Raw genomic sequence first — 20,200 nt, forward strand, 5'->3', positions numbered from 1 at the left:
AGACCATCGCAGCGCTTGGCTGTCGCGATAATCCCGCCATGGCCATACGCGAAATCCTGAAAATGGGCGACCCCCGGTTGCTGCGCGTTGCGCAGCCGGTGGCCGCTTTCGACACCGACGAGCTGCACCTGCTGGTGCGCGACATGTTCGAGACGATGCTTGCGGTGAACGGCGCCGGGCTGGCCGCACCGCAAATCGGCGTCGACCAGCAACTGGTGATATTCGGCACCGACGTCGTCAATCCCCGCTACCCCGACGCACCCCCGGTGCCACGCACCGTGCTGCTGAATCCCGTCATCACGCCGATCGGCGACGAGGAAGAAGAGGGCTGGGAAGGGTGCCTTTCGGTGCCAGGTTTGCGCGGCGTGGTGCCGCGCTTTTCGAATATCCGCTATACCGGCTTCGATCCTTATGGCGATCCGATCGACCGGACCGCGAGCGGCTTTCATGCACGCGTGGTGCAGCACGAGGTGGATCACCTGCTGGGCAAGCTCTATCCGATGCGGGTGCGCGATTTTTCGCGCTTCGGTTATACCGACGTCCTGTTTCCAGGGCTCGACGCCAATGACGACGACTGAGAAAAAGCGGCCGGTTCAGCACCGGCCGCATGCGTTCAGTTGTACCTGCCGCCCAGGCCGAAGCGGCCGCCGCCGAAGAGTGCAATGGCAAGTGCCGAGAACAGGAACATGCCCTGCAGTTCCAGCGCCCAGCCGCCCTGGCCATTGAGGGCGCCCAGGTCCTTCTGGTGCACGAGCCAGATCGCCGCCACCATGTTGATTGCCACGATCAACGCTGCCGGGCGGGTGAAAAGGCCCACGATCAGCAGCACGGGAGCAAGGATCTCACCGACGTAGACCAGGTACGCCATGGCCGCCGGCAACCCATGGGATGCCAGCATGCCGCCGATGCCGTCGACGCCCTTGCCGACTTTCGCAATGCCGTGCAGCAGGATGAGGATGCCGAGTGCAACGCGCAGAACGAGCTTGCCGGTGTCATCGGATTTGGTCATGAGCAGATTCCTGGTGAGAGTGATTGAAGGGTCATATGTTAGTGAATGTGCCAAGGTCAAGAAAAGCCCGCGACCGGCGGCCTATATGGCATATGCATCCAACCGACCGTTCTTTGGCAGAGTGGCGCGCGGCCCCGTACACTGCCTTTTGCTTGTTGTTGAGGAGAACACACCAATGAAGAATCGATTCCGCCCCGCGCTGGCCGTTGCCGCGTCCGTTGTTGCACTGTCGGCCGCAGCGCCGGCTTTTGCCGGCAAGACCCTCGATGCGGTCAAGCAGCGCGGCACCGTCAAATGCGGCGTGACGAACGGCGTGGCCGGCTTTTCGGCGCCCGACACACAAGGCAACTGGTCGGGCCTGGACGTCGATACATGCCGCGCCATTGCCGCCGCGGTGCTGGGCGATGCGAAAAAAGTCGACTTCGTGCCGCTCAACTCGCAGCAGCGCTTTTCGGCCCTGCAGGCCGGCGAAATCGACATTCTTGCCCGCAACACCACGTGGACGCTCACGCGCGATGCGTCGTTGGGCTTCAACTTCACCACCATCACGTACTACGACGGCCAGGGCTTTCTGGTGCCGAAGAAGCTCAAGGTCACAAGCGCCAAGCAGCTCAAGAACGCGACCATCTGCACGCAGTCGGGCACCACCAACGAAAAGAACGTCTCCGACTACTTCCGCGCCCAGAACATTCCGGTCAAGACGGTCGTGTTCGAGAGCTTCGAGGCTTCGTTCAAGGCGTTCTTCTCGGGCCGCTGCCAGGCTTTCACCACCGACGCCTCGGCGCTTGCGGGCCTGCGCAACAAGGAAGCGCCCAACCCCGACGACTACATCATCCTGCCCGAGCTCATTTCCAAGGAGCCGCTCGCGCCGCTGGTGCGCCGCGGCGACGACGAATGGTTTGCCATTGCCAAGTGGGTGCCCAACGCACTCATCGAGGCAGAGGAGTTTGGCGTGACGCAGGCCAATGCAGACGATCTCAAGGCCAACAGCAAAGACCCGGCGCAGCAGCGCCTGGTCGGCACCGGCGAAGACCTGGGCAAGCTGCTGGGTCTCGACAAGGACTGGTCGTTCCGCGCGATCAAGGCCGTGGGTAACTACGGCGAGATGTTCGAACGCAACGTCGGGCCCAAATCGGTGCTCAAGCTGCCGCGCGGTTCGAACAATCTCTGGAACAAGGGCGGCCTGATCTACGCACCACCGGTTCGATGAGCCGGCAAGCCTCGCGCCGCGGCGCCTGGCTGGCCTGGGTTGTCCAGGCGCTGCTGGTGCTGGCCGTAATGGCCGGCGCCGTCTGGGTGATGAACCACGCGCTCGACGTGCTGCGCTCGCGAGGGGTGCGCTCCGGGTTCGACTTTCTCACCGAGCCGGCGGGCTTTTCCATCAGCGAGGGCTGGCTCGACTTCGATGCCAGCCAGCCGTTCTGGCGCGCCTTCCTTGCGGGGTTGATCAACACCGTGCGGGCGGCGGTGCCCGCGGCCGTCTTCGCGGTCGTGCTCGGCACCTTGATTGGCATCGGCCGGCTCGCGCCGCACGTGCTCTTGCGCGGCATTTGCACGGCATACGTTGAAGTGCTGCGCAACGTGCCCCTGCTGGTGCAGCTGTTGATGCTGGCCTTTGCCATGGCCAACCTGTTGCCCGACCCGATCGAGCCCGTGCGCTTGCTGCCGGGGGTGTGGCTCAGCAAGGGTGGCTTGAGCGTGCCCTGGCCTGTATCGGGTGAGGGCGGCTGGTGGCCCACGCACTTCGAATGGCCCGAGAAGGGCGACTTTGGGGTGAGCGGCGGCGCCGCGCTGAGCCCCGAGTACGTGACCATCGTCGCGGGCCTGTCTTTTTACTCGGCGGCTTTCGTGGCGGAAATCGTGCGCGCCGGCATCCTGTCGGTGTCGCAGGGGCAGGTGCTGGCGGGGCAGGCACTCGGCCTTACGACGGTGCAGCAGCTGCGCATCGTGATCCTGCCGCAGGCGCTGCGCGTGATCGTGCCTTCGCTCACCAACCAGCTGCTCAGCCTCACCAAGAATTCGTCGCTCGCGGTCGCCGTGGGCTACCCCGAACTGGTGTCGGTGGCCAACACCACCATCGGCTCGAATGGGCGGGCTTTCGAGTGCATTGCCATCATCATGGCGGTGTACCTGCTGCTGTCGCTGCTGATCTCCTTCGGCATGAACCGCTACAACGCACGCGTTGCGCTGCGAGGCTGGCAATGAGAAACGTTGCCCAGGGCCCTGTTGCGTGGCGCAGCGAGCTCTGGGGTTCGCCGTTGCGCGCACTGGCCACGGTGCTGCTGCTCGCACTGCTTGCGTGGGGCGGGTTCCATGCCTTGGAATGGGGCGTGCTGAACGCGGTGTTCCGGCCCGATGCCGAAGCCTGCCGCGCGGTACAGCACGGCGCCTGCTGGGGCGTGGTGGCCGAGAAGTGGCGGCCGATGCTGTTCGGCCGCTTTCCCTATGAAGAGCAATGGCGTCCTGCCATTGCGGTGGTCGTGTTGTCGGCCGTCACGGTGCTCAGCGCCTGGCCGCGCAGCTGGCGATGGTGGCTGGCGCCGCTCTGGATCGTGGCACTGCTGCTCTTCGTGCTGTTGATGCGCGGCGGCATGGCCGGCCTGGTCCATGTGCCGACCAGCCGCTGGGGCGGCTTGCCGCTCACCATCGGCCTTGCGGTGGTGGGCCTCGCGCTGGCGTTTCCGCTCGCGTTGCTGCTCGCGCTGGGGCGCCGCTCGGGCTGGCCGGTGGTTCGCACGCTCTGCGCGAGCTACATCGAGCTGGTTCGCGGCGTGCCGCTGATCTCGGTGCTGTTCATGGCTTCTTTCCTGCTGCCGCTCTTGTGGCCCGCTGGCTGGCAGCCCGATGTGCTGGTGCGCGTGCTGGCCGGGCTCACGCTGTTCGTGGCGGCTTACCTGGCCGAGATCATCCGCGGCGGCCTGCAGGCCGTGCCGCGCGGGCAGACTGAAGTGGCGATGGCGCTCGGCTTCGGGCGTTGGCCGGTTCAACGCGACATCGTGCTGCCGCAGGCCCTCCGGCTTGTGGTGCCCGCGCTGACCAACAGCGTGGTCGGTACGCTGAAAGACACATCGCTGGTCACGGTGGTCGGCCTGTTCGAGTTGACCGGCGCGCTGGGCTTGGCGTTGGGCGGCGACCCGACCTGGCGGCCGTTCTACCTCGAGGGCTACCTGTTCATCGCCGCGGTGTACTGGGTGCTGTGCTTCGGCCTCTCGCGCTACAGCGTGTGGCTGGAGCGGCGGTTGGGGGAGGGCGCGCGCTGAAGCAGCCGTGCCCGGTTTTCCATCAGCCTGCTGAAAGCGCCTTGTCCACCAGCTGCTGCGCTTCCTCGAGGATGCGCCCGAGGTGCTCGGCACCGAGAAAGCTCTCGCCGTAGATCTTGTAGATGTTCTCGGTGCCCGAGGGCCGCGCCGCAAACCAGCCGTTTTCGGTGACCACCTTCACGCCGCCGATGGCCGCTCCGTTGCCGGGCGCATGGCTCAGCACGTTCTGGATTTTCTCGCCTGCGAGTTCCGTCGACAGCACCTGCTGCGGCGACAGGCTTGAGAGTTTCTTCTTCTGCTCGACGGTGGCAGCGGCATCCACGCGGTTGGACACCGGCTTGCCTAGCGCTTCGGCCAGTTCGGCAAAACGCTCGCCGGGGTCGCGGCCCGTGCGTGCGGCAATCTCCGCCGAGAGCAAGGCGGGGACCATGCCGTCCTTGTCAGTGGTCCATACCGTGCCGTCGCGCCGCAAAAAGGTGGCCCCCGCGCTTTCTTCGCCGCCGAAGCCCAGCGATGAATCCACCAGCCCTTCGACAAACCACTTGAAACCCACCGGCACCTCGTAGAGCTTGCGCCCCAGGTTTGCAGCCACGCGGTCGATCATCTGGCTGCTGACCGCCGTCTTGCCCACGGCCGCATGCGGCGCCCACTGCGGACGGTGCGTGAAGAGGTAGTCCACCATCACCGCCAGGTAGTTGTTCGGCGGCAGCAACCCCGTACTGCGCGTGACGACGCCATGCCGGTCGTGGTCGGTGTCGCATGCAAAGGCAATGCCGAAGCGGTCCTTGAGGCCGATGAGCTGGTGCATGGCATCTGGCGACGACGGGTCCATGCGAATGCGGCCGTCCCAGTCGAGCGACATGAAGCGGAAGGTCGGATCGACCTCCTGGCTGAGCACGGTGAGCCGGTCGAGCTTGTAGCGCTCGGCAATCGCGGGCCAGTAGCGCACGCCGGCGCCGCCCAGCGGATCGACGCCCAGGTCGATCGGCACGCCGCGAATCGCGTCCATGTCGAGCACCTGCGCCAGGTCTTCCACATAGGTGTTCAGGTAGTCGTGACGGTGCGTGGTCGAGGCGCGCAGGGCCTGCGCGAGCGGCAGGCGCTTCACGCCCTGAAGGCCGGCGGCAAGATAGCCATTGGCCGCGGCTTCCACGGCCGAGGTGATGTCGGTGCCGGCCGGACCGCCGTTGGGCGGGTTGTACTTGAAGCCGCCGCTTTCGGGCGGGTTGTGCGAAGGCGTGATGACGATGCCATCGGCCAGCCCGGTCGTGCGCCCGCGGTTGTAGACGAGGATCGCGTGCGAGACCGCGGGCGTCGGCGTGTACTCGTCGTCCTTCGACAGCATCAGCTCGACGCCGTTGGCCGCCAGCACTTCGACCGCGCTGTTGAAGGCGGGCGTGGAGAGCGCATGCGTGTCGATGCCCAAAAACAGCGGGCCGTCGATGCCTTTTTGCTTGCGGTAGTCGGCAATGGCCTGGCTCATGGCCAGCACATGCCACTCGTTGAAGGCGTCGTCGAAGGAGGAGCCGCGATGCCCCGATGTTCCAAAGGCCACGCGCTGCGCGGGCACCGAAGGATCGGGCCGGCCCGTGTAGTAGGCCGATACGAGGCGCGGGACGTTGACGAGCAGGTCCAGCGGTGCGGGCTGGCCCGCGAGAGGATGGGTCTTTTGGCTCATGTCGAGTGTTGCCGTTCGAGTTGAATCAAGTCGACAACATCATGCCGCAGGATGCGCCTGCGAACGAAACAAGCGGAAAGCTCCTCAGGAGGCCAGCGCCTCCATCAACTCGGTCTCGATGGCCAGCTGCGTCTTCTGTCCCTGCAGCTCGGGCCCGCTGATAAGGAACGTGTCTTCCACGCGCTCGCCGAGCGTAGTGACCTTGGCGAGCTGCAGGTTGAGGTGGTGCCGCGCAAGCACGCGCGCCACCGAATACAGCAGGCCCGCACGGTCGCTGGCAGAGATGTTGAGCAGCCAGCGCTGGGCCTTGTCGTCGGGCAGCAGGCTGATGCGCGGCTTGATGGGAAAGCTGCGCACCCGGCGCGACACCCGCCCCACGCTGGGTGCAGGCAGCGGCCCGGCTTCGGTCAGCGTTTGAGCGAGGCCCAGCTCGACCATGCTGATGAGATCGCGGTAGTGGTCGGGAAGGAAAGTAGTTACAACCTGGAAGGTGTCAAGGCCGTAGCCGTTGCTGGTGGTGTGTACTTTCGCGTCAAGAATGCTGAACGACGACTGGTCGAAATAGCCGCAGATGCGCGCGAAGAGATCCGGCTGGTCGGGCGTGTACACCACCACCTGCAGCCCTTCGCCGACGGGCGAAAGGCGCGCCCGCACGATGGGCGGCGCCTTGGGGTCCACCGGCACATTGGGCGGCGGCACAAAGCGCGAAAGCTGCTTGGCGTGCCAGGCGATTTCGCTGGCCTCGTGGCGCATGAAGTAGCCGACGTCGAGCGTGTCCCACAGCGCCTTGTGTGCTTCGAAGCGCTGCGCATGCAACGCAAGCTGCACCAGCGCCTCGCGCTTGCGCGATTCCACCTCTGCGTCCGGGTCGGGCATGCGGCCACCCAGCGCACGCAGGGTGTAGCGGTAAAGGTCTTCGAGCAGCTTGCCCTTCCAGGCATTCCACACGCGCGGCGAGGTGCCGCGAATATCGGCAATGGTGAGCAGGTAGAGCGCCGTGAGATAACGCTCGTTGCCCACGCGCTTGGCAAACGCGCCGATCACTTCCGGGTCGCTCAGGTCCTGCTTTTGCGCCACCTGGCTCATCACCAGGTGTTCGGCCACCAGGAATTCGATGAGCTTCGCGTCTTCGCGCGCAATGCCGTGCTGCTTGCAGAAGCGTTGCACGTCGCGCGCGCCGAGCGTCGAGTGGTCGCCGCCGCGGCCCTTGGCAATGTCGTGGAACAGCGCCGCCACGTAAAGAATCCACGGCTTGTCCCAGCCGGCCGCAAGCTGTGAGCAGAACGGATATTCGTGCGCGTGCTCGGCAATGAAGAAGCGCCGCACGTTGCGCAGCACCATCAGGATGTGCTGGTCCACCGTGTACACATGGAACAGGTCGTGCTGCATCTGCCCCACGATGCTGCGGAACACCCGCAGGTACCGCCCCAGCACCGAGGTCTGGTTCATGAGCCTGAACGCATGCGTGATGCCGTACGGCTGCAGCAGGATGCGCATGAAGGTCTCGTGATTGGCCGGGTCGTTCCGGAACTTGCTGTCCATGACATGGCGCGCGTTGTAGAGCGCGCGCAGCGTGCGTGCCGACAGGCCCTTCACGCCAATGGTCTTCTGGTACAGGAGGAAGGTCTCCAGAATGGCTCGCGGTTCGCGCTCGTACAGGTCGTCGCTCGCAATTTCGATCAGGCCGGCGCGCTCGTAGAAGCGTTCGTTGATGGGCGTGTGCTGTTCGTCGCTGGGCTGCAGCCGCTCCGAGATGTTGAGCAGCAAGATCTGGTTGAGCTGCGTGACCGCCTTGGCCGCCCAGTAGTAGCGCCGCATCAGCGCTTCGCTCGACTTGCGCTGCGATTCGCTCTCGTAGCCGAAGCTCGCGGCCACGGCAGTCTGCAGGTCGAACACCAGCCGGTCTTCGCGTCGGTTGGCGATCACGTGCAGCCGTGCGCGAATCAGCGAAAGCAGCGCTTCGTTGCGCTTGATCTGCTGCGCCTCGAACGGCGTGGCAAGGCCGTTCTTTGCCAGGTCGTCCCAGCGGCTGCCGTAGCCGGCCGCCTTGGTCATCCAGAGAATGGTCTGCAGGTCGCGCAGGCCGCCTGGCGATTCCTTGCAGTTGGGTTCGAGCGCGTACGGCGTGTTGTCGAACTTCTGGTGGCGGTGTCGCATTTCCTGCGACTTGGCGACGAAGAAGGCCTGCGGATCGATGGCGCGGGTAAAACGGCGGCGAAAGGCGACAAAGAGCTTCTTGTTGCCTGCAATCAGCCGTGCCTCGAGCAGCGAGGTTTGTACGGTGACGTCTTTCTCGGCTTCGGCGAGGCACTCTTCGACCGTGCGCACGCTCGAGCCGATTTCAAGCCCCGCGTCCCAGCAATGCCCGATGAAGGCCTCGATGCGTGCCGGATCGATTTCGCTGGCGTGGCCCTCGGGCGGCAGCAGCAGGAGCACGTCGACATCGGAATACGGAAACAGCTCGCCCCGGCCAAAGCCGCCCACGGCCGCCAGGGTGAGCGAATCGCCGAAATCGGCCTCCCGCCAAAGCGCACACAGCGTCTGGTCGGCCAATGCCGACAACTGCCGCAGCACCGTATGCACGCTGCGCGTGGGCGCACGTGCAAAACGCAAGGTTTCGAAGAGTGCGAGCTTCTTTGCGCGATAGGCTTCGCGCAGCGTTGCCACGTCGACTTTGGCTGGTTCGATCACGGCTTGGTCCGGGGCCGTGCGCCGCTCGCGCGGCTCACGTTTTCGTGGAAATGACGAAGGAGGGCAGGGGCGGGCTGCCTTCGGACAGCGTGAGGACCTCGTAACCCGTTTCGGTGACCAGCACCGTGTGCTCCCACTGCGCCGAGAGCGAATGGTCGCGCGTAACGATGGTCCAGCCGTCGTACTGGCCGCCCTTGAAGTCTTCCTTCACGTCGCGCTTGCCGGCGTTGATCATCGGCTCGATGGTGAAGATCATGCCGGGCTTGAGTTCTTCGAGCGTGCCCGGGCGGCCGTAGTGCAGCACCTGCGGTTCTTCGTGGAAACGCTGGCCCACGCCGTGGCCGCAGAACTCGCGCACCACCGTAAAACCATGGCCTTCGGCAAATTTCTGGATCGCATGGCCGATGTCGCCCAGGTGGGCGCCCGGGCGCACTTGCAGAATGCCGTGCCACATGGCTTCGAAGGTGATGCTGCACAGCCGCTTGGCGGCAATGGAAGCGTCGCCAATGATGTACATGCGGCTGTTGTCGCCAAACCAGCCGTCCTTCACCACCGTGACGTCCACGTTCATGATGTCGCCCTTTTTCAAGGGCTTGTCATTGGGAATGCCGTGGCAGACCACGTGGTTGACCGAGGTGCAGAGCGACTTCGGAAAGGGCACGCTGCTCGCGCCCATGTAGCCCACCGTGGCCGAGGTGGTGCCTTGCTTGACCATGTATTCGGCGGCGAGGCGGTCGATCTCGTTCGTGGTGATGCCTGGCTTGATGAACGGTGTGAGGTAGTCCAGCACCTCGGAGGCCAGGCGGCAGGCGACGCGCATGGCTGCGATGCCCGCTGCGTCTTTGTAGGTAATGCTCATCCCGGAATTATCCCATTCAGCAAGCTAAAATTCCGGGTTAACGCGGATGACCCCAGTCAGCGGTCTTCCGCCTCGATTCTTTGATTCCCAACGCGGCCCCAAGGCCCCATCGACCGTGACGCAGCCCGCATCCCAAGCCCTTCCTGTCGTAACCATGTTCGAGGGCGGCAGCGCACTCAGCGATTTCCGCGCGCGGCAGCTGCTGCCGAAACTGCAGGCCATCGAGCCGCGCATCGAAGGCATTTCGGCCCGCTTCGTGCACCTGGTGGTCACCGACGCAACCCTGAGCGCTGCCGAGCATGAGCGCTTTGCCGCGCTGCTGACCTACGGCGAGCCCTTCGAGGCACCTGCCAAGGCAGCCACATCGGTGGTCGTCACGCCCCGACTGGGCACCGTGTCGCCGTGGGCTTCCAAGGCCACCGACATCGCCCACAACTGCGGCCTTGCGCTGCGCCGGGTCGAGCGCGTGACCCAGTACCACCTGAAGCTCAAGGCGCCGCTGATCGGCAAGGCGCCGGTGCTCGAGGGCGACCTGCTGGCCGCCGCGTCGGGCCCGCTCCACGACCGAATGACCGAATCGGTGCTGGCCACCGTCGAGCAGGCTGCGAGCCTCTTCAGCGAACTGCCGGCCCGGCCGATGGCGCTGGTCGACGTGCAGGCCGGCGGCCGTGCCGCGCTGGTGGCGGCCAACACGGGCTTCGGCCTGGCGCTGGCCGAGGACGAGATCGACTACCTGGTCGACGCCTTCATGCGCCTGGGCCGCAACCCCAGCGACGTCGAGCTGATGATGTTCGCGCAGGCCAACAGCGAGCACTGTCGCCACAAGATCTTCAACGCCCAGTTCACCATCGACGGCAAGGCCCAGCCCCAAAGCCTGTTCTCGATGATCCGCCACACCGAAAAGCAGAACCCGCAGCACACGGTGGTTGCGTATGCGGACAACGCCTCGGTCATGGAGGGCTCCACAGTCGAGCGCTTCATCCCGGCTTCGGGTTCGCAGAGCTATCAAAAAGATAGCGCGCTGAGCCATGTGCTGATGAAGGTCGAGACGCACAACCATCCGACCGCCATCTCGCCGTTCCCCGGCGCCTCCACCGGTGCCGGCGGCGAAATCCGCGACGAAGGCGCCACCGGCCGCGGCTCCAAGCCCAAGGCCGGCCTGACCGGCTTCACCGTGTCTAAGCTCTGGCCGGAAGAGGGCCATTACGGCAAGCCCGAGCACATTGCCAGCCCGCTGCAGATCATGACCGAAGGCCCGCTGGGCGGCGCCGCGTTCAACAACGAATTCGGCCGGCCCAACCTGCTGGGCTACTTCCGCGAATACGAGCAAACGGTGGCGAGCGACATCGACACGGTGCAGCGCGGCTATCACAAGCCCATCATGATCGCGGGCGGCCTTGGCAGCATCGACGCCACACAGACCAAGAAGATCCAGTTCCCGGCGGGTTCGCTGCTCATTCAGCTTGGCGGCCCCGGCATGCGCATCGGCATGGGCGGCAGCGCCGCAAGCTCGATGGCGACCGGCGCCAATGCGGCCGAGCTCGACTTCGACTCGGTGCAGCGCGGCAACCCCGAAATCGAACGCCGTGCGCAAGAGGTCATCAACCATTGCTGGCAGCAGGGCGCGGCCAACCCGATCCTTGCGATCCACGACGTGGGCGCGGGCGGCCTGAGCAACGCCTTCCCCGAGCTGACCAACGACGCCGGCCGCGGCGCGCGCTTCGACCTGCGCGCCGTGCCGCTCGAAGAATCGGGCATGGCGCCGAAGGAAATCTGGTGCAACGAAAGCCAGGAGCGGTATGTGCTGGCCATTGCGCCGGAATCGCTCGAGCAGTTCAAGGCCTTCTGCGAGCGCGAGCGTTGCCCGTTCTCGGTGGTGGGCGTCGCAACCGAAGAACGCCAGCTGCTCGTGGCTGACGAAGGTGCCCAGGTGCAGCCCGTCGACATGCCCATGGATGTGCTGCTCGGCAAGCCGCCCAAGATGCACCGCGACGTGAAGACCGTCACGCGCAGCTTCAAGCCGCTCGACCTTACCGGCGTCGATTTGCAGAAGGCCGCCATCGACGTGCTCTCGCACCCGACGGTCGCCTCCAAGCGCTTCCTCATCACCATCGGCGACCGCACCGTGGGCGGCCTGAGCCACCGCGACCAGATGGTCGGCCCGTGGCAAGTGCCCGTGGCTGACTGCGCTGTGACGCTGGCCGACTACAAGGGCTTTGCGGGTGAAGCCATGAGCATGGGCGAGCGCACGCCGCTGGCCGCGCTCGATGCACCGGCTTCGGGCCGCATGGCTGTGGCTGAGGCCATTACCAACCTGCTGGCCGCACCCATCGAACTCTCGCGCGTCAAGCTCTCGGCCAACTGGATGGCCGCTTGCGGCGAGCCCGGCGAAGACGCCGCGCTGTACGAGACCGTCAAGGCCGTGGGCCTGGAGCTCTGCCCGGCGCTGGGCGTGTCGATCCCGGTCGGCAAGGATTCGCTCTCGATGCGCACGCAGTGGAAAGACGATGGCGAAGCCAAGAAGGTCACGTCGCCCGTCAGCCTGATCGTGACCGCGTTCGCAACGCTGGCCGACGTGCGCGGCACGCTCACGCCGCAGCTCGATGCACAAGAGGCCGACACCACGCTCGTGCTCGTCGACCTCGGCCGCGGCAAGCACCGCATGGCTGGCAGCATCCTGGCGCAAACGCTCGGCCAGAGCGGCGACACCGTGCCTGATCTCGACGATCCGGCCCAGCTTGTGGCGCTGGTGAATGCCGTGAACGCGCTGCGCGCCGAAGGCAAGATCCTTGCGATGCACGACCGCAGCGACGGCGGGCTGTTTGCCACTGCCTGCGAAATGGCCTTTGCCGGCCATGTGGGCGTGGCGCTGAATGTCGACATGCTGGTGACCGAAGGCGACGGCATTTCCGACAGCCGCATGGAAACCGGCGACGCCAAGAACTGGGCGCAGCAGGTGAGCGCGCGCCGCGAAGAGCTCACGCTGAAGGCACTGTTCAACGAAGAACTCGGCATGCTGCTGCAGGTGCGCACGGCCGAGCGCAACGACGTGATGCAAGTGCTGCGCGCCCACGGCCTCAGCGCCCACAGCCACTTCGTCGGCAAGACGCGTCCGGCCAGCTCGACCATGGACGCCGGCAAGGGCAAGGTCGAAGTGTGGCGCGATGCCAAGTCGGTGTTCAGCGCCAGCCTGCACGACCTGCACCAGGTGTGGGACTCGGTCAGCTGGAAGATCGCCCGCGAGCGCGACAACCCGGCGTGCGCCGATGCCGAACATGCCGCTGCGGGTGAGCCTTCGGACCCCGGCATGCACATCTTCCTCCCTCTGGGTGAGGGCAGCGGCATCAACGCCCCAGCCATCCTTCAGAACCGCCCCAAGGTCGCCATCCTGCGCGAGCAAGGCGTCAACTCGCACGTCGAAATGGCCTACGCCTTCACCGAAGCGGGCTTCGAGGCCTACGACGTCCACATGACCGACCTGCAGACGGGCAGGGCGGACCTCGCCGATTTCAAGGGCGTGGTCGCCTGCGGCGGCTTCAGCTACGGCGACACCCTGGGCGCCGGCATCGGCTGGGCGCGCAGCATCACCTTCAACCCCAAGCTCGCCGAGCAGTTCAAGGGCTTCTTCGGCCGCGAAGACACCTTCGGCCTGGGCGTGTGCAACGGGTGCCAGATGTTCGCCGAGCTGGCCGACATCATCCCCGGCGCCGAAGCCTGGCCGCGCTTCACCACCAACCAGAGCGAGCGCTTCGAGGCGCGCCTTTCGATGGTCGAAGTGCTCGAATCACCCAGCATCTTCTTCGCGGGCATGGCCGGCAGCCGCCTGCCCATCGCCGTGGCGCATGGCGAGGGCTACGCCAACTTCAAGCACCGCGGCGATGCCGCCAAGGCCATTGCGGCCATGCGCTTCGTGGACAACCACGGCAAGCCTACCGAGCAGTACCCGTTCAACCCGAACGGCAGCGCCGGCGGCCTGACCTCGGTGACCACGCCGGACGGCCGTTTCACCGCCGTCATGCCCCATCCGGAGCGCGTGTTCCGCAACATCCAGATGAGTTGGACGCCGGGCGACCGGAGCGCACTGAGCCCCTGGATGCAGATCTGGCGCAACGCGCGCCGTTGGGTGGGCTGAGAAGAATCGCCCCAAACAAAAAAAGCGGCCTGAAGGCCGCTTTTTTTTGGGGAAGAGAAGACGAGGGCAGCGCCGAGGCTGCCCAGCCCTTACTCGACCTTGGCCTTCGCGCGCAGCTCTTCCTGGTACTTCTGCAGGCGTTGCTGCTGCAGTTGCTGCGTGATTTGCGGCTGCACTTCTTCCATCTTCGGCAGTTGTGCCTGGCGGATGTCGTCGACGCGGATGATGTGATAGCCGAACTGCGTCTTGACGGGCGCTGCCGTGGTTTCGCCCTTCTTGAGCTTGATCATCGCTTCCGAGAACTCGGGCACGAAGCTCGCGGGATTGGCCCAGTCGAGGTCGCCGCCGTTGGCACCCGAACCCGGGTCCTTGCTCTGCTTCTTGGCGATATCTTCGAACTTGGCGCCCTTCTTCAGGTCGGCCATGATCTTCTTGGCCTGGTCTTCGGTTTCGACCAAGATGTGGCGAGCCTTGAATTCCTTGCCACCGTTGGCCGCCACGAACTTGTCGTACTCGGCCTTGACGTCGGCTTCCGACACGGCGTTGGTCTTGCGGTAGTTTTCGAACAGCGCGCGGATCAGGATGGCCTGGCGTGCAAGCTCGAGCTGGTTGCGGTAGTCGTCCGTTGCGTCCAGGCCCTGCTTCTGCGCTTCCTGCATGAACACTTCGCGCGCGACGATTTCTTCGCGCAGCTGGCCTTGCATTTCCGGCGTAACGGGTCGGCCGGCTGCCGCCAGTTGTTGCGCCAGCACGTCCATGCGCGCCTTGGGCACGGGCTTGCCGTTGACGATGGCTGCGTTCTGCGCCACTGCCGCCAGGGGAATCGCACCGAGCAGCGCTGCGGCCGCAACGGCCGTCAAGATTTGTTTTTTCATGGAATGAATATCAGGCTGAGGGAAATGCGCGTGTAGAAAAAGCGCGTGGAAAAAGCGGGAAGGACGAAGAACGAAGAGAAAACGGGTGGAGGGCGGAGCCGCCGCAGCGAAAGCCGCGTGGCATTGACCGGTCATTTGACCGCTCGAACGACTCAGAGCACCTCGATGGCGATGGCGTGCAGACCCTGCGCGATAAAAACTTGGAGGGCATCATACACAAGGCGATGGCGCGCCACGCGGGGCTTCCCTTCGAACAGTGGGGAGGCAATGCGAACCCGGAAATGCGTGCCGTAGCCCTTCGCGTTGGCGCCTGCATGCCCGGCGTGGGCACTGCTCTCGTCGATCACCTCGAGCGCGGTGGGTTGCAGCTTCTCGCGCAGCACCGCTTCGAGCGCATTTGCCGTCGGCAGGGGATGGGTTGCGGCGGCGCTCATGCGGTGGGCTCGTCGCTCTTGAGGTGCGGCGAGATGTACAGGCCCTGAGCCACCAGGAAGACGATGGGGAACACATAGCCCCAGAGCTTGAAGTTGACCCAGGCCTCGGTGGTGAAGTACGCCGCCACGTAGCCGTTGATAAGGGCCATGAAAAGGCAGTACCCGATCCACGCCACGTTCAGGCGGCCCCAGATGCGGTCGGGCAGCTGGAGCTGCGAGCCGAGCAGCATCTTGAGGAAGTTCTTCTTCAGCACCCAGAGCGCCACGGCCAGTGCAATGGCCATTGCGCCGTAGAGCACCGTGGGCTTCCACTTGATGAAGCGGTCGTCATGCAGCACCAGCGTGAGCGTGCCGAAGAGCAGGATCAGCACCAGCGTGGCTTTTTGCATGGCCTGCAGCTTGCGCTCGGTGGCATAGATGATGCCCATCTGCACCACGGTGGCGCCCATCAGCACGGCGGTGGCGGTGTAGATGTCGCCCAGCTTGTAGGCGCCGAAGAACAGCAGGATCGGAAAGAAGTCGAGGATCAGTTTCATGCGCTGGGCGGTAGCCTGTGGTTGGTTTTTTGTACGGGTGCGGTCATGACGAGCAGCTGATTTCGATTGTGGAGGCCCAGTCGGGCGGAAAGCCGGCATATGCGTCGGCACCTGGATGTTCGTCAAAGGGGCTCTCGAGCAGGGTCAGCAAGGTTGCCACACCCGAGAAGTCCTTCTGCGCAGCAGCTTCGATGGCTTGCTGGCCCAGGTGGTTCCGCAGCACGAACTTTGGATTCGATTTGAGCATCAAGTCGGCGGCCTCCTCGCGTTGGCCCTTGGCGTGCCGCTCCAAAAAAGATAGCAACCAGGCGTCGAAGCCGGCGCGGTCCAGGAAAAGATCGCGCACCGGCTCGGCGTTGCCGTCCGCCATGTGCTGCGAAAGGCGGCGCCAGAAGATCGTGTAGTCGACTTTTTCGGCGGCCATGAGCTTCAGCACGCCCTCGATGAGCGCGCGGTCGCCCTCGGCCGAATCGGTGATCCCGAGCTTGGCGCGCATGCGGCCTTCGAACTCGCGTGGGAACACTGTCTTGTAAGACTCCAGCGCCGCCACTGCGACCTCCTGGTCGACGATGAGCGGGAGCAGCGCCTGCGCCAGGCAGAACAGGTTCCAGTAGGCCACGTTGGGCTGCTGGTTGAAGGCGTAGCGCCCGCTGGTGTCGCTGTGGTTGCAGATGTGGCGCGGGTCGAAGCCGTCCAGAAACTGGAACGGTCCGTAGTCGATGGTGAGCCCGAGGATGCTCATGTTGTCGGTGTTCATCACGCCGTGGCAAAAGCCGACGGCCTGCCACTGCGCCAAGAGGGCCGCGGTGCGCTCGCTCACGGCTTCCAGGAAAGCCGCATAGGCGTTGCCGCCGAAGCGCTCGGTTGTGCGGCAGGCCGGGTAGTAGCGGTCGATGACGTAGTCGGCCAGAGCGCGCAATTCGGCATCGCGCTGGTTGGCCGCAAAGTGCTCGAAGTGCCCAAAGCGGATGAAGCTGGGGGCCACGCGGGTCACGACGGCCGCGCTCTCGGGCTCCTCGCGGTACACGCGCGCGTCGGAGCCCGTGACGCACAGGGCGCGCGTCGTGGGAATGCCAAGGCCGTGCATCGCCTCGCTGCAAAGGAATTCGCGAATGCTGGAGCGCAGCACGGCGCGGCCGTCGCCGCCGCGCGAGTAGGGCGTGCGGCCCGCGCCCTTGAGCTGCACTTCGAGGCCGCCTTCGGTTTCGCCGAGCATGATCGCGCGGCCATCGCCGAGCTGCCCGGCCCACACGCCGAATTGATGGCCGCTGTACACGGTAGCGAACGGCTGGGTGCCGGCTACGGGCAGGCTGCCGGTCAGCGCCGCCAGAGTGCTGGCAGATTGCAGCCAATCGGCCGGCAAACCTAGCAAGCCCGCCACCGCACCGCTGGTGCCGACCCAGTAGGGATCGGGCAGCGGCGTAGGCCGCAGTTCGGTAAGAAAGGCGGGGCCCAGTGTCCGGAACCCGGGTTTCCAGCGCACGCCCAGGTCGGCGGCGGCCGTGTCTTCAGCAAGCAAGCTCATGCCCCGATTGTCCGGCAGAGCATGAGACCCCTTGCGGCGCGGGCCATCGGGGACGCCGCCCGCTATCGGGCTGGTTCAGTGGGCAAGCGCCGGCGTGTCCCAGATGCGCGCCCGGTACTGCGCCGGCGGCAGGCCGAACCAGCGCTTGCAGGCGCGAAAGAAGTTGCTGCTGTCGACAAATCCCAGCATGTCCGCCACGTCGGTGAGCGTGTGGCGGTCTTCGGCCAGGTACTGCTGCGCCAGCTCGCGGCGAGTGCGGTCGAGCAGCGACTGGAAAGACACCGACTCCTCCTGCAGCCGCCGCTGCAGCGTGCGCTCGGCCAGCCCGAGGCCCGCTGCCACGTCCTGCCGTCGCGGCTCGCCATGGGGCAGGCGGCGCGCGATTTCGGCGCACACCAGGGTGCTGGTGGTGGTCTGGCCCAGCAGGTTCAGCTGCTCGTCAAGCAGGTGCTCCTGCATCTCGCCCAGAGTGGGGTGGTAAGTGGGCAGGGGCATGGACAAGTCAGCCGTTGACAGCAGCAGGCGGTTGGCCGGCGCGTTGTAGCGGATCGGGCAGCCGAAGGCCTCGCGGTGCAGGCGGTCGTCGGCCGGTGGCGGATAGACGAACTCGAGGGCCAGCGGCTGCAGCTCGCGCCGGGTGAGCCATTGGCACTGCATGAATACGGTGAGCAGCGCGTACTCGACGCGCTGGCGCGGAATCGGCAGGCTGCCGCCTGTGTGCTCCATCACCATCCACGCGCCGCGTGCATCGGGCTGTATCGAGAACGCGGTTGCGTCGGAGATGACGGCCATGTAGCGCGCAAGCCGGTTGAGCGCCTCGCTCAAGTTGGCGCTGCACGACATGGCGTGGCCCACCGTGCCGAGCTTGCTGTGCGTGGCGGCCAGGTCGCGGTGCAGGCCCAGCGTGGGCTTGCCGGCACGGGCCACGGCCAGTTGCCACAGCGCCGAGACCTCGTCGACCGGAATGCGCGCGTTCTGCCGGTGCAGCGAATCGGGGTCGAAGCCGGCTTCGCGCAGCAGCGAGGCCACATCCAGGCCCTCGGCCGCAAACATCGAGAGCACGCCCTCGAGCCACGCGGCCGAACTGGTTCGAAGTTCCGGCTGCTGTGCGCAGCCCGGCCGGCGTTGCGGACGGCGCTGGGCATGCGGCATGGAGGCTCCTGAAGTCATTGAATTGGCTCGCTTGCGATAGCGGGGAAAACGCAGCCGGTTCCTAGAATTTTCTGGCGGATCCAGCCCGGCGGAGTATGGCGGGCTGGCACCGATGGAGTCATTCCGATTAACCCGGTGTGGAGACAAACAATGAACACAGCAGAGACGACGGAAGTCCGCGGCGCAACCCTGCAGGCTGCGGCAAGAACCGCGGCGCAAGCGGTCGCGGTCACAGCCTGCATCGCGCTTTCCGCCTGCGGCGGCGGATCCGGCGGTGGGTTCTCGGTCATCCCGACCGCCCCCGCGGCGCTCCCGCCGCCGCCTGCCGACGGGGCCATGGTGCGCACGACCACTGCCGGCAAGATCGAAGGCGTGGACGACAGCGCCCGAACGGGCACCTGGTCCTGGAAAGGCATTCCGTTCGCCAAACCGCCAGTGGGCGCGCTGCGCTGGCGCGCACCAGTCGAACCCGAGGCCTGGAGCGGCATCCGGCCGGCCGCCAGGTTCGGCAACTCGTGCCTGCAGATCGGCCGGCTTTTCAGCCCCGGCACCAACAACACCTTCGACGCCACCATCGGCACCAACCTGGGCAAGCCCGTCGGCAGCGAAGACTGCCTGTTCGTCAACATCTGGCGCCCGGCGACAGAAGAGAAGAACCTGCCCGTGCTGCTGTTCATCCACGGGGGCAGCAATATCTCCGGCTACACGGCCGATCCGCTCTACGACGGTGCGGCGCTGGCCAAGGCCGCCAACGCGGTGGTCATTACCGCCAGCTACCGCCTGGGCATCCTGGGCTTCATCAACATGCCGCAACTGCGCCCGGGCGGCGCGGCGGGGGATGATTCGGGCAACTTCGCGCTGCTGGACATCATGGCGGCGCTTCGCTTCATCAGGGCCAATGCCGCCAGCTTTGGCGGTGACGCGGGCAATGTGACGCTCTCGGGCGAGTCGGCCGGCGCCACCAACCTGCTGGCGGTCATGACGTCGCCGATGGCCAAGGGCCTGTTTCACAAGGCCTTCGAGATGAGCGGCGGCATCTCGCTTGCGAGCAACCTGCCGCCCGCTACGCTCCCCACGCTGGCCCCGGCATCGGCCTCGCTCGCGCAGGGCCAGGCCATCCTGGAAAGACTGCTCGTTGCCGACGGCACAGTGGCCGACGTCGCGGCGGCCAAGGCCTACATCGCCAGCCGCACACCGGAACAAATCGCGGACTACATGCGCGCGCAAGAGGGCGGGGCGCTGCTCACCAAGGTGGTTGCCGCCGGCCTCGGTTCGGTCGCTCCGATTCCCGACGGCACGGTGCTGCCGCTCGACCCGATCGGCGCCATTGCGGCCGACCGGTACAACAAGGTGCCCATGCTCGCGGGCAACACGCGCGACGAGGGCAAGCTCTTCGCCTCGCTGCTGGGCACCATCGGTTTTCCGAAGCCGGGCTGGATCGTGACCGACGCGCAGCGCTTCTCGATGATGTTCAATTTCGACCCCGATGCGCCGTCCGCGCTCACCGTGGCCGACATCATCGATGCGTCCTACCTTCCGGTAGACAAGCCGGGCACGGGCTACAACGCGGCCACCGACGTCATTACCCAAGGGCTTTTCGGCGCCAGCCGTGACAACCTGCTCAACACGATGAAGACGCGCCAGTCGAACATCTGGCACTACCGGCTCGACTGGGCGCAGGAGGCGCCGCCGTGGAACGATGTGTACGGCGCGGCGCACGCGTTCGACCTGCCGTTCGTCTTTGGCAACTTCAACGGCTCGCTGCTAAGCAACGTGATGGGCGGCAAGGCCAACCAGCCAGGCCGGCTCGCGCTTTCCGCCGCCATGATGGCGAGCGTGAGCGCCTTCATGCGCAAGGGCGATCCCAACACGCCCCAACTCGGGGTCGCCTGGGGGACATGGCCCTCTCAGCTGTTGCTCGACGCAACGCCAACGGCCGCCAGAATCACGGCCGCGAGCGCACCTTGATGAGCCGCTTCGTTCCATTCAGCAGTGCGGGTTTGTGTCATTGTGGAAGCGGCCGAAGCTTGCGTGAATCTGTGCTTTGCA

General features: G+C 65.7%; 15 protein-coding genes. 6 read left to right on the top strand and 9 right to left on the bottom strand.

Translation table 11 applies throughout. The annotated features are described in order from the left end of the window. Positions 1 to 38: 38 nt before the first annotated feature. Entirely contained in the window at positions 39 to 578 is a 540-nt protein-coding gene (gene def, locus QHG62_RS10165) for a peptide deformylase (RefSeq protein WP_281150742.1), read from the top strand. A 35-nt stretch (positions 579 to 613) separates the two neighbouring features. On the opposite strand, the gene QHG62_RS10170 is transcribed toward def, so the two are convergent. Further along, positions 614 to 1,009, bottom strand: a complete 396-nt coding sequence (locus tag QHG62_RS10170; RefSeq protein WP_281150743.1) for a DoxX family protein — start codon at positions 1,007 to 1,009, stop codon at positions 614 to 616. Between the two features lie 175 nt (positions 1,010 to 1,184). Between QHG62_RS10170 and QHG62_RS10175 the strand changes: the two genes are divergently transcribed. Genes QHG62_RS10175 through QHG62_RS10185 form a run of 3 tightly spaced genes read left to right on the top strand, consistent with a single transcriptional unit; the run spans position 1,185 to position 4,269 of the window. Then, positions 1,185 to 2,219, top strand: coding sequence for an amino acid ABC transporter substrate-binding protein (locus QHG62_RS10175; protein WP_281150744.1), 1,035 nt, complete (start codon positions 1,185 to 1,187; stop codon positions 2,217 to 2,219). After that, positions 2,216 to 3,214, top strand: coding sequence for an amino acid ABC transporter permease (locus QHG62_RS10180; RefSeq protein ID WP_281150745.1), 999 nt, complete (start codon positions 2,216 to 2,218; stop codon positions 3,212 to 3,214). Before QHG62_RS10175 ends, QHG62_RS10180 begins: the two co-directional genes overlap by 4 nt. After that, positions 3,211 to 4,269 (top strand): amino acid ABC transporter permease, encoded by a 1,059-nt coding sequence (locus tag QHG62_RS10185; RefSeq protein WP_281150746.1) that lies wholly within the window; start codon positions 3,211 to 3,213, stop codon positions 4,267 to 4,269. Before QHG62_RS10180 ends, QHG62_RS10185 begins: the two co-directional genes overlap by 4 nt. A gap of 22 nt (positions 4,270 to 4,291) precedes the next feature. On the opposite strand, the gene pgm is transcribed toward QHG62_RS10185, so the two are convergent. The 3 genes from pgm to map form a co-directional block, all read right to left on the bottom strand. Next, positions 4,292 to 5,947, bottom strand: a complete 1,656-nt coding sequence (gene pgm / locus QHG62_RS10190) for a phosphoglucomutase (alpha-D-glucose-1,6-bisphosphate-dependent) (RefSeq protein WP_281150747.1) — start codon at positions 5,945 to 5,947, stop codon at positions 4,292 to 4,294. 84 nt (positions 5,948 to 6,031) lie between these two features. Next, positions 6,032 to 8,638 carry a [protein-PII] uridylyltransferase gene (locus tag QHG62_RS10195; protein WP_281150748.1) on the bottom strand — a complete coding sequence of 869 codons (2,607 nt, stop codon included), beginning with the start codon at positions 8,636 to 8,638 and terminating at the stop codon, positions 6,032 to 6,034. Positions 8,639 to 8,672: 34 nt separating this feature from the next. Next, the gene (map, locus tag QHG62_RS10200; protein WP_281150749.1) at positions 8,673 to 9,497 is read right to left on the bottom strand and encodes a type I methionyl aminopeptidase; all 825 of its coding nucleotides are present in this window, start codon (positions 9,495 to 9,497) and stop codon (positions 8,673 to 8,675) included. Between the two features lie 154 nt (positions 9,498 to 9,651). On the opposite strand from map, the gene purL reads away from it, so the two are divergent. Next, on the top strand, positions 9,652 to 13,629 hold the full coding sequence (gene purL / locus QHG62_RS10205; protein ID WP_281151563.1) for a phosphoribosylformylglycinamidine synthase: 3,978 nt from the start codon (positions 9,652 to 9,654) through the stop codon (positions 13,627 to 13,629). Between the two features lie 89 nt (positions 13,630 to 13,718). On the opposite strand, the gene QHG62_RS10210 is transcribed toward purL, so the two are convergent. From QHG62_RS10210 to QHG62_RS10230, 5 genes are all read right to left on the bottom strand, one after another. Next, a complete protein-coding gene (locus QHG62_RS10210; protein WP_281150750.1) occupies positions 13,719 to 14,504 on the bottom strand; it encodes a peptidylprolyl isomerase in 786 nt (261 codons plus the stop codon). Positions 14,505 to 14,656: 152 nt separating this feature from the next. After that, the gene (locus QHG62_RS10215; protein WP_281150751.1) at positions 14,657 to 14,938 is read right to left on the bottom strand and encodes a BolA family protein; all 282 of its coding nucleotides are present in this window, start codon (positions 14,936 to 14,938) and stop codon (positions 14,657 to 14,659) included. Beyond that, positions 14,935 to 15,474 carry a septation protein A gene (locus QHG62_RS10220; RefSeq protein ID WP_281150752.1) on the bottom strand — a complete coding sequence of 180 codons (540 nt, stop codon included), beginning with the start codon at positions 15,472 to 15,474 and terminating at the stop codon, positions 14,935 to 14,937. The genes QHG62_RS10215 and QHG62_RS10220 overlap by 4 nt, the downstream gene beginning before the upstream one ends. A gap of 43 nt (positions 15,475 to 15,517) precedes the next feature. Continuing rightward, positions 15,518 to 16,999 (bottom strand): protein adenylyltransferase SelO, encoded by a 1,482-nt coding sequence (locus QHG62_RS10225; RefSeq protein WP_281150753.1) that lies wholly within the window; start codon positions 16,997 to 16,999, stop codon positions 15,518 to 15,520. A gap of 75 nt (positions 17,000 to 17,074) precedes the next feature. After that, positions 17,075 to 18,151: an AraC family transcriptional regulator gene (locus tag QHG62_RS10230; protein WP_281151565.1), complete on the bottom strand. Its 1,077-nt coding sequence runs from the start codon at positions 18,149 to 18,151 to the stop codon at positions 17,075 to 17,077. A gap of 150 nt (positions 18,152 to 18,301) precedes the next feature. On the opposite strand from QHG62_RS10230, the gene QHG62_RS10235 reads away from it, so the two are divergent. Beyond that, positions 18,302 to 20,119, top strand: coding sequence for a carboxylesterase/lipase family protein (locus QHG62_RS10235; protein ID WP_281150754.1), 1,818 nt, complete (start codon positions 18,302 to 18,304; stop codon positions 20,117 to 20,119). Positions 20,120 to 20,200: the final 81 nt, after the last annotated feature.

It is taken from the genome of Variovorax paradoxus (assembly GCF_029919115.1).
GTDB classification, from domain to species: Bacteria; Pseudomonadota; Gammaproteobacteria; order Burkholderiales; family Burkholderiaceae_C; genus Variovorax; species Variovorax paradoxus_O.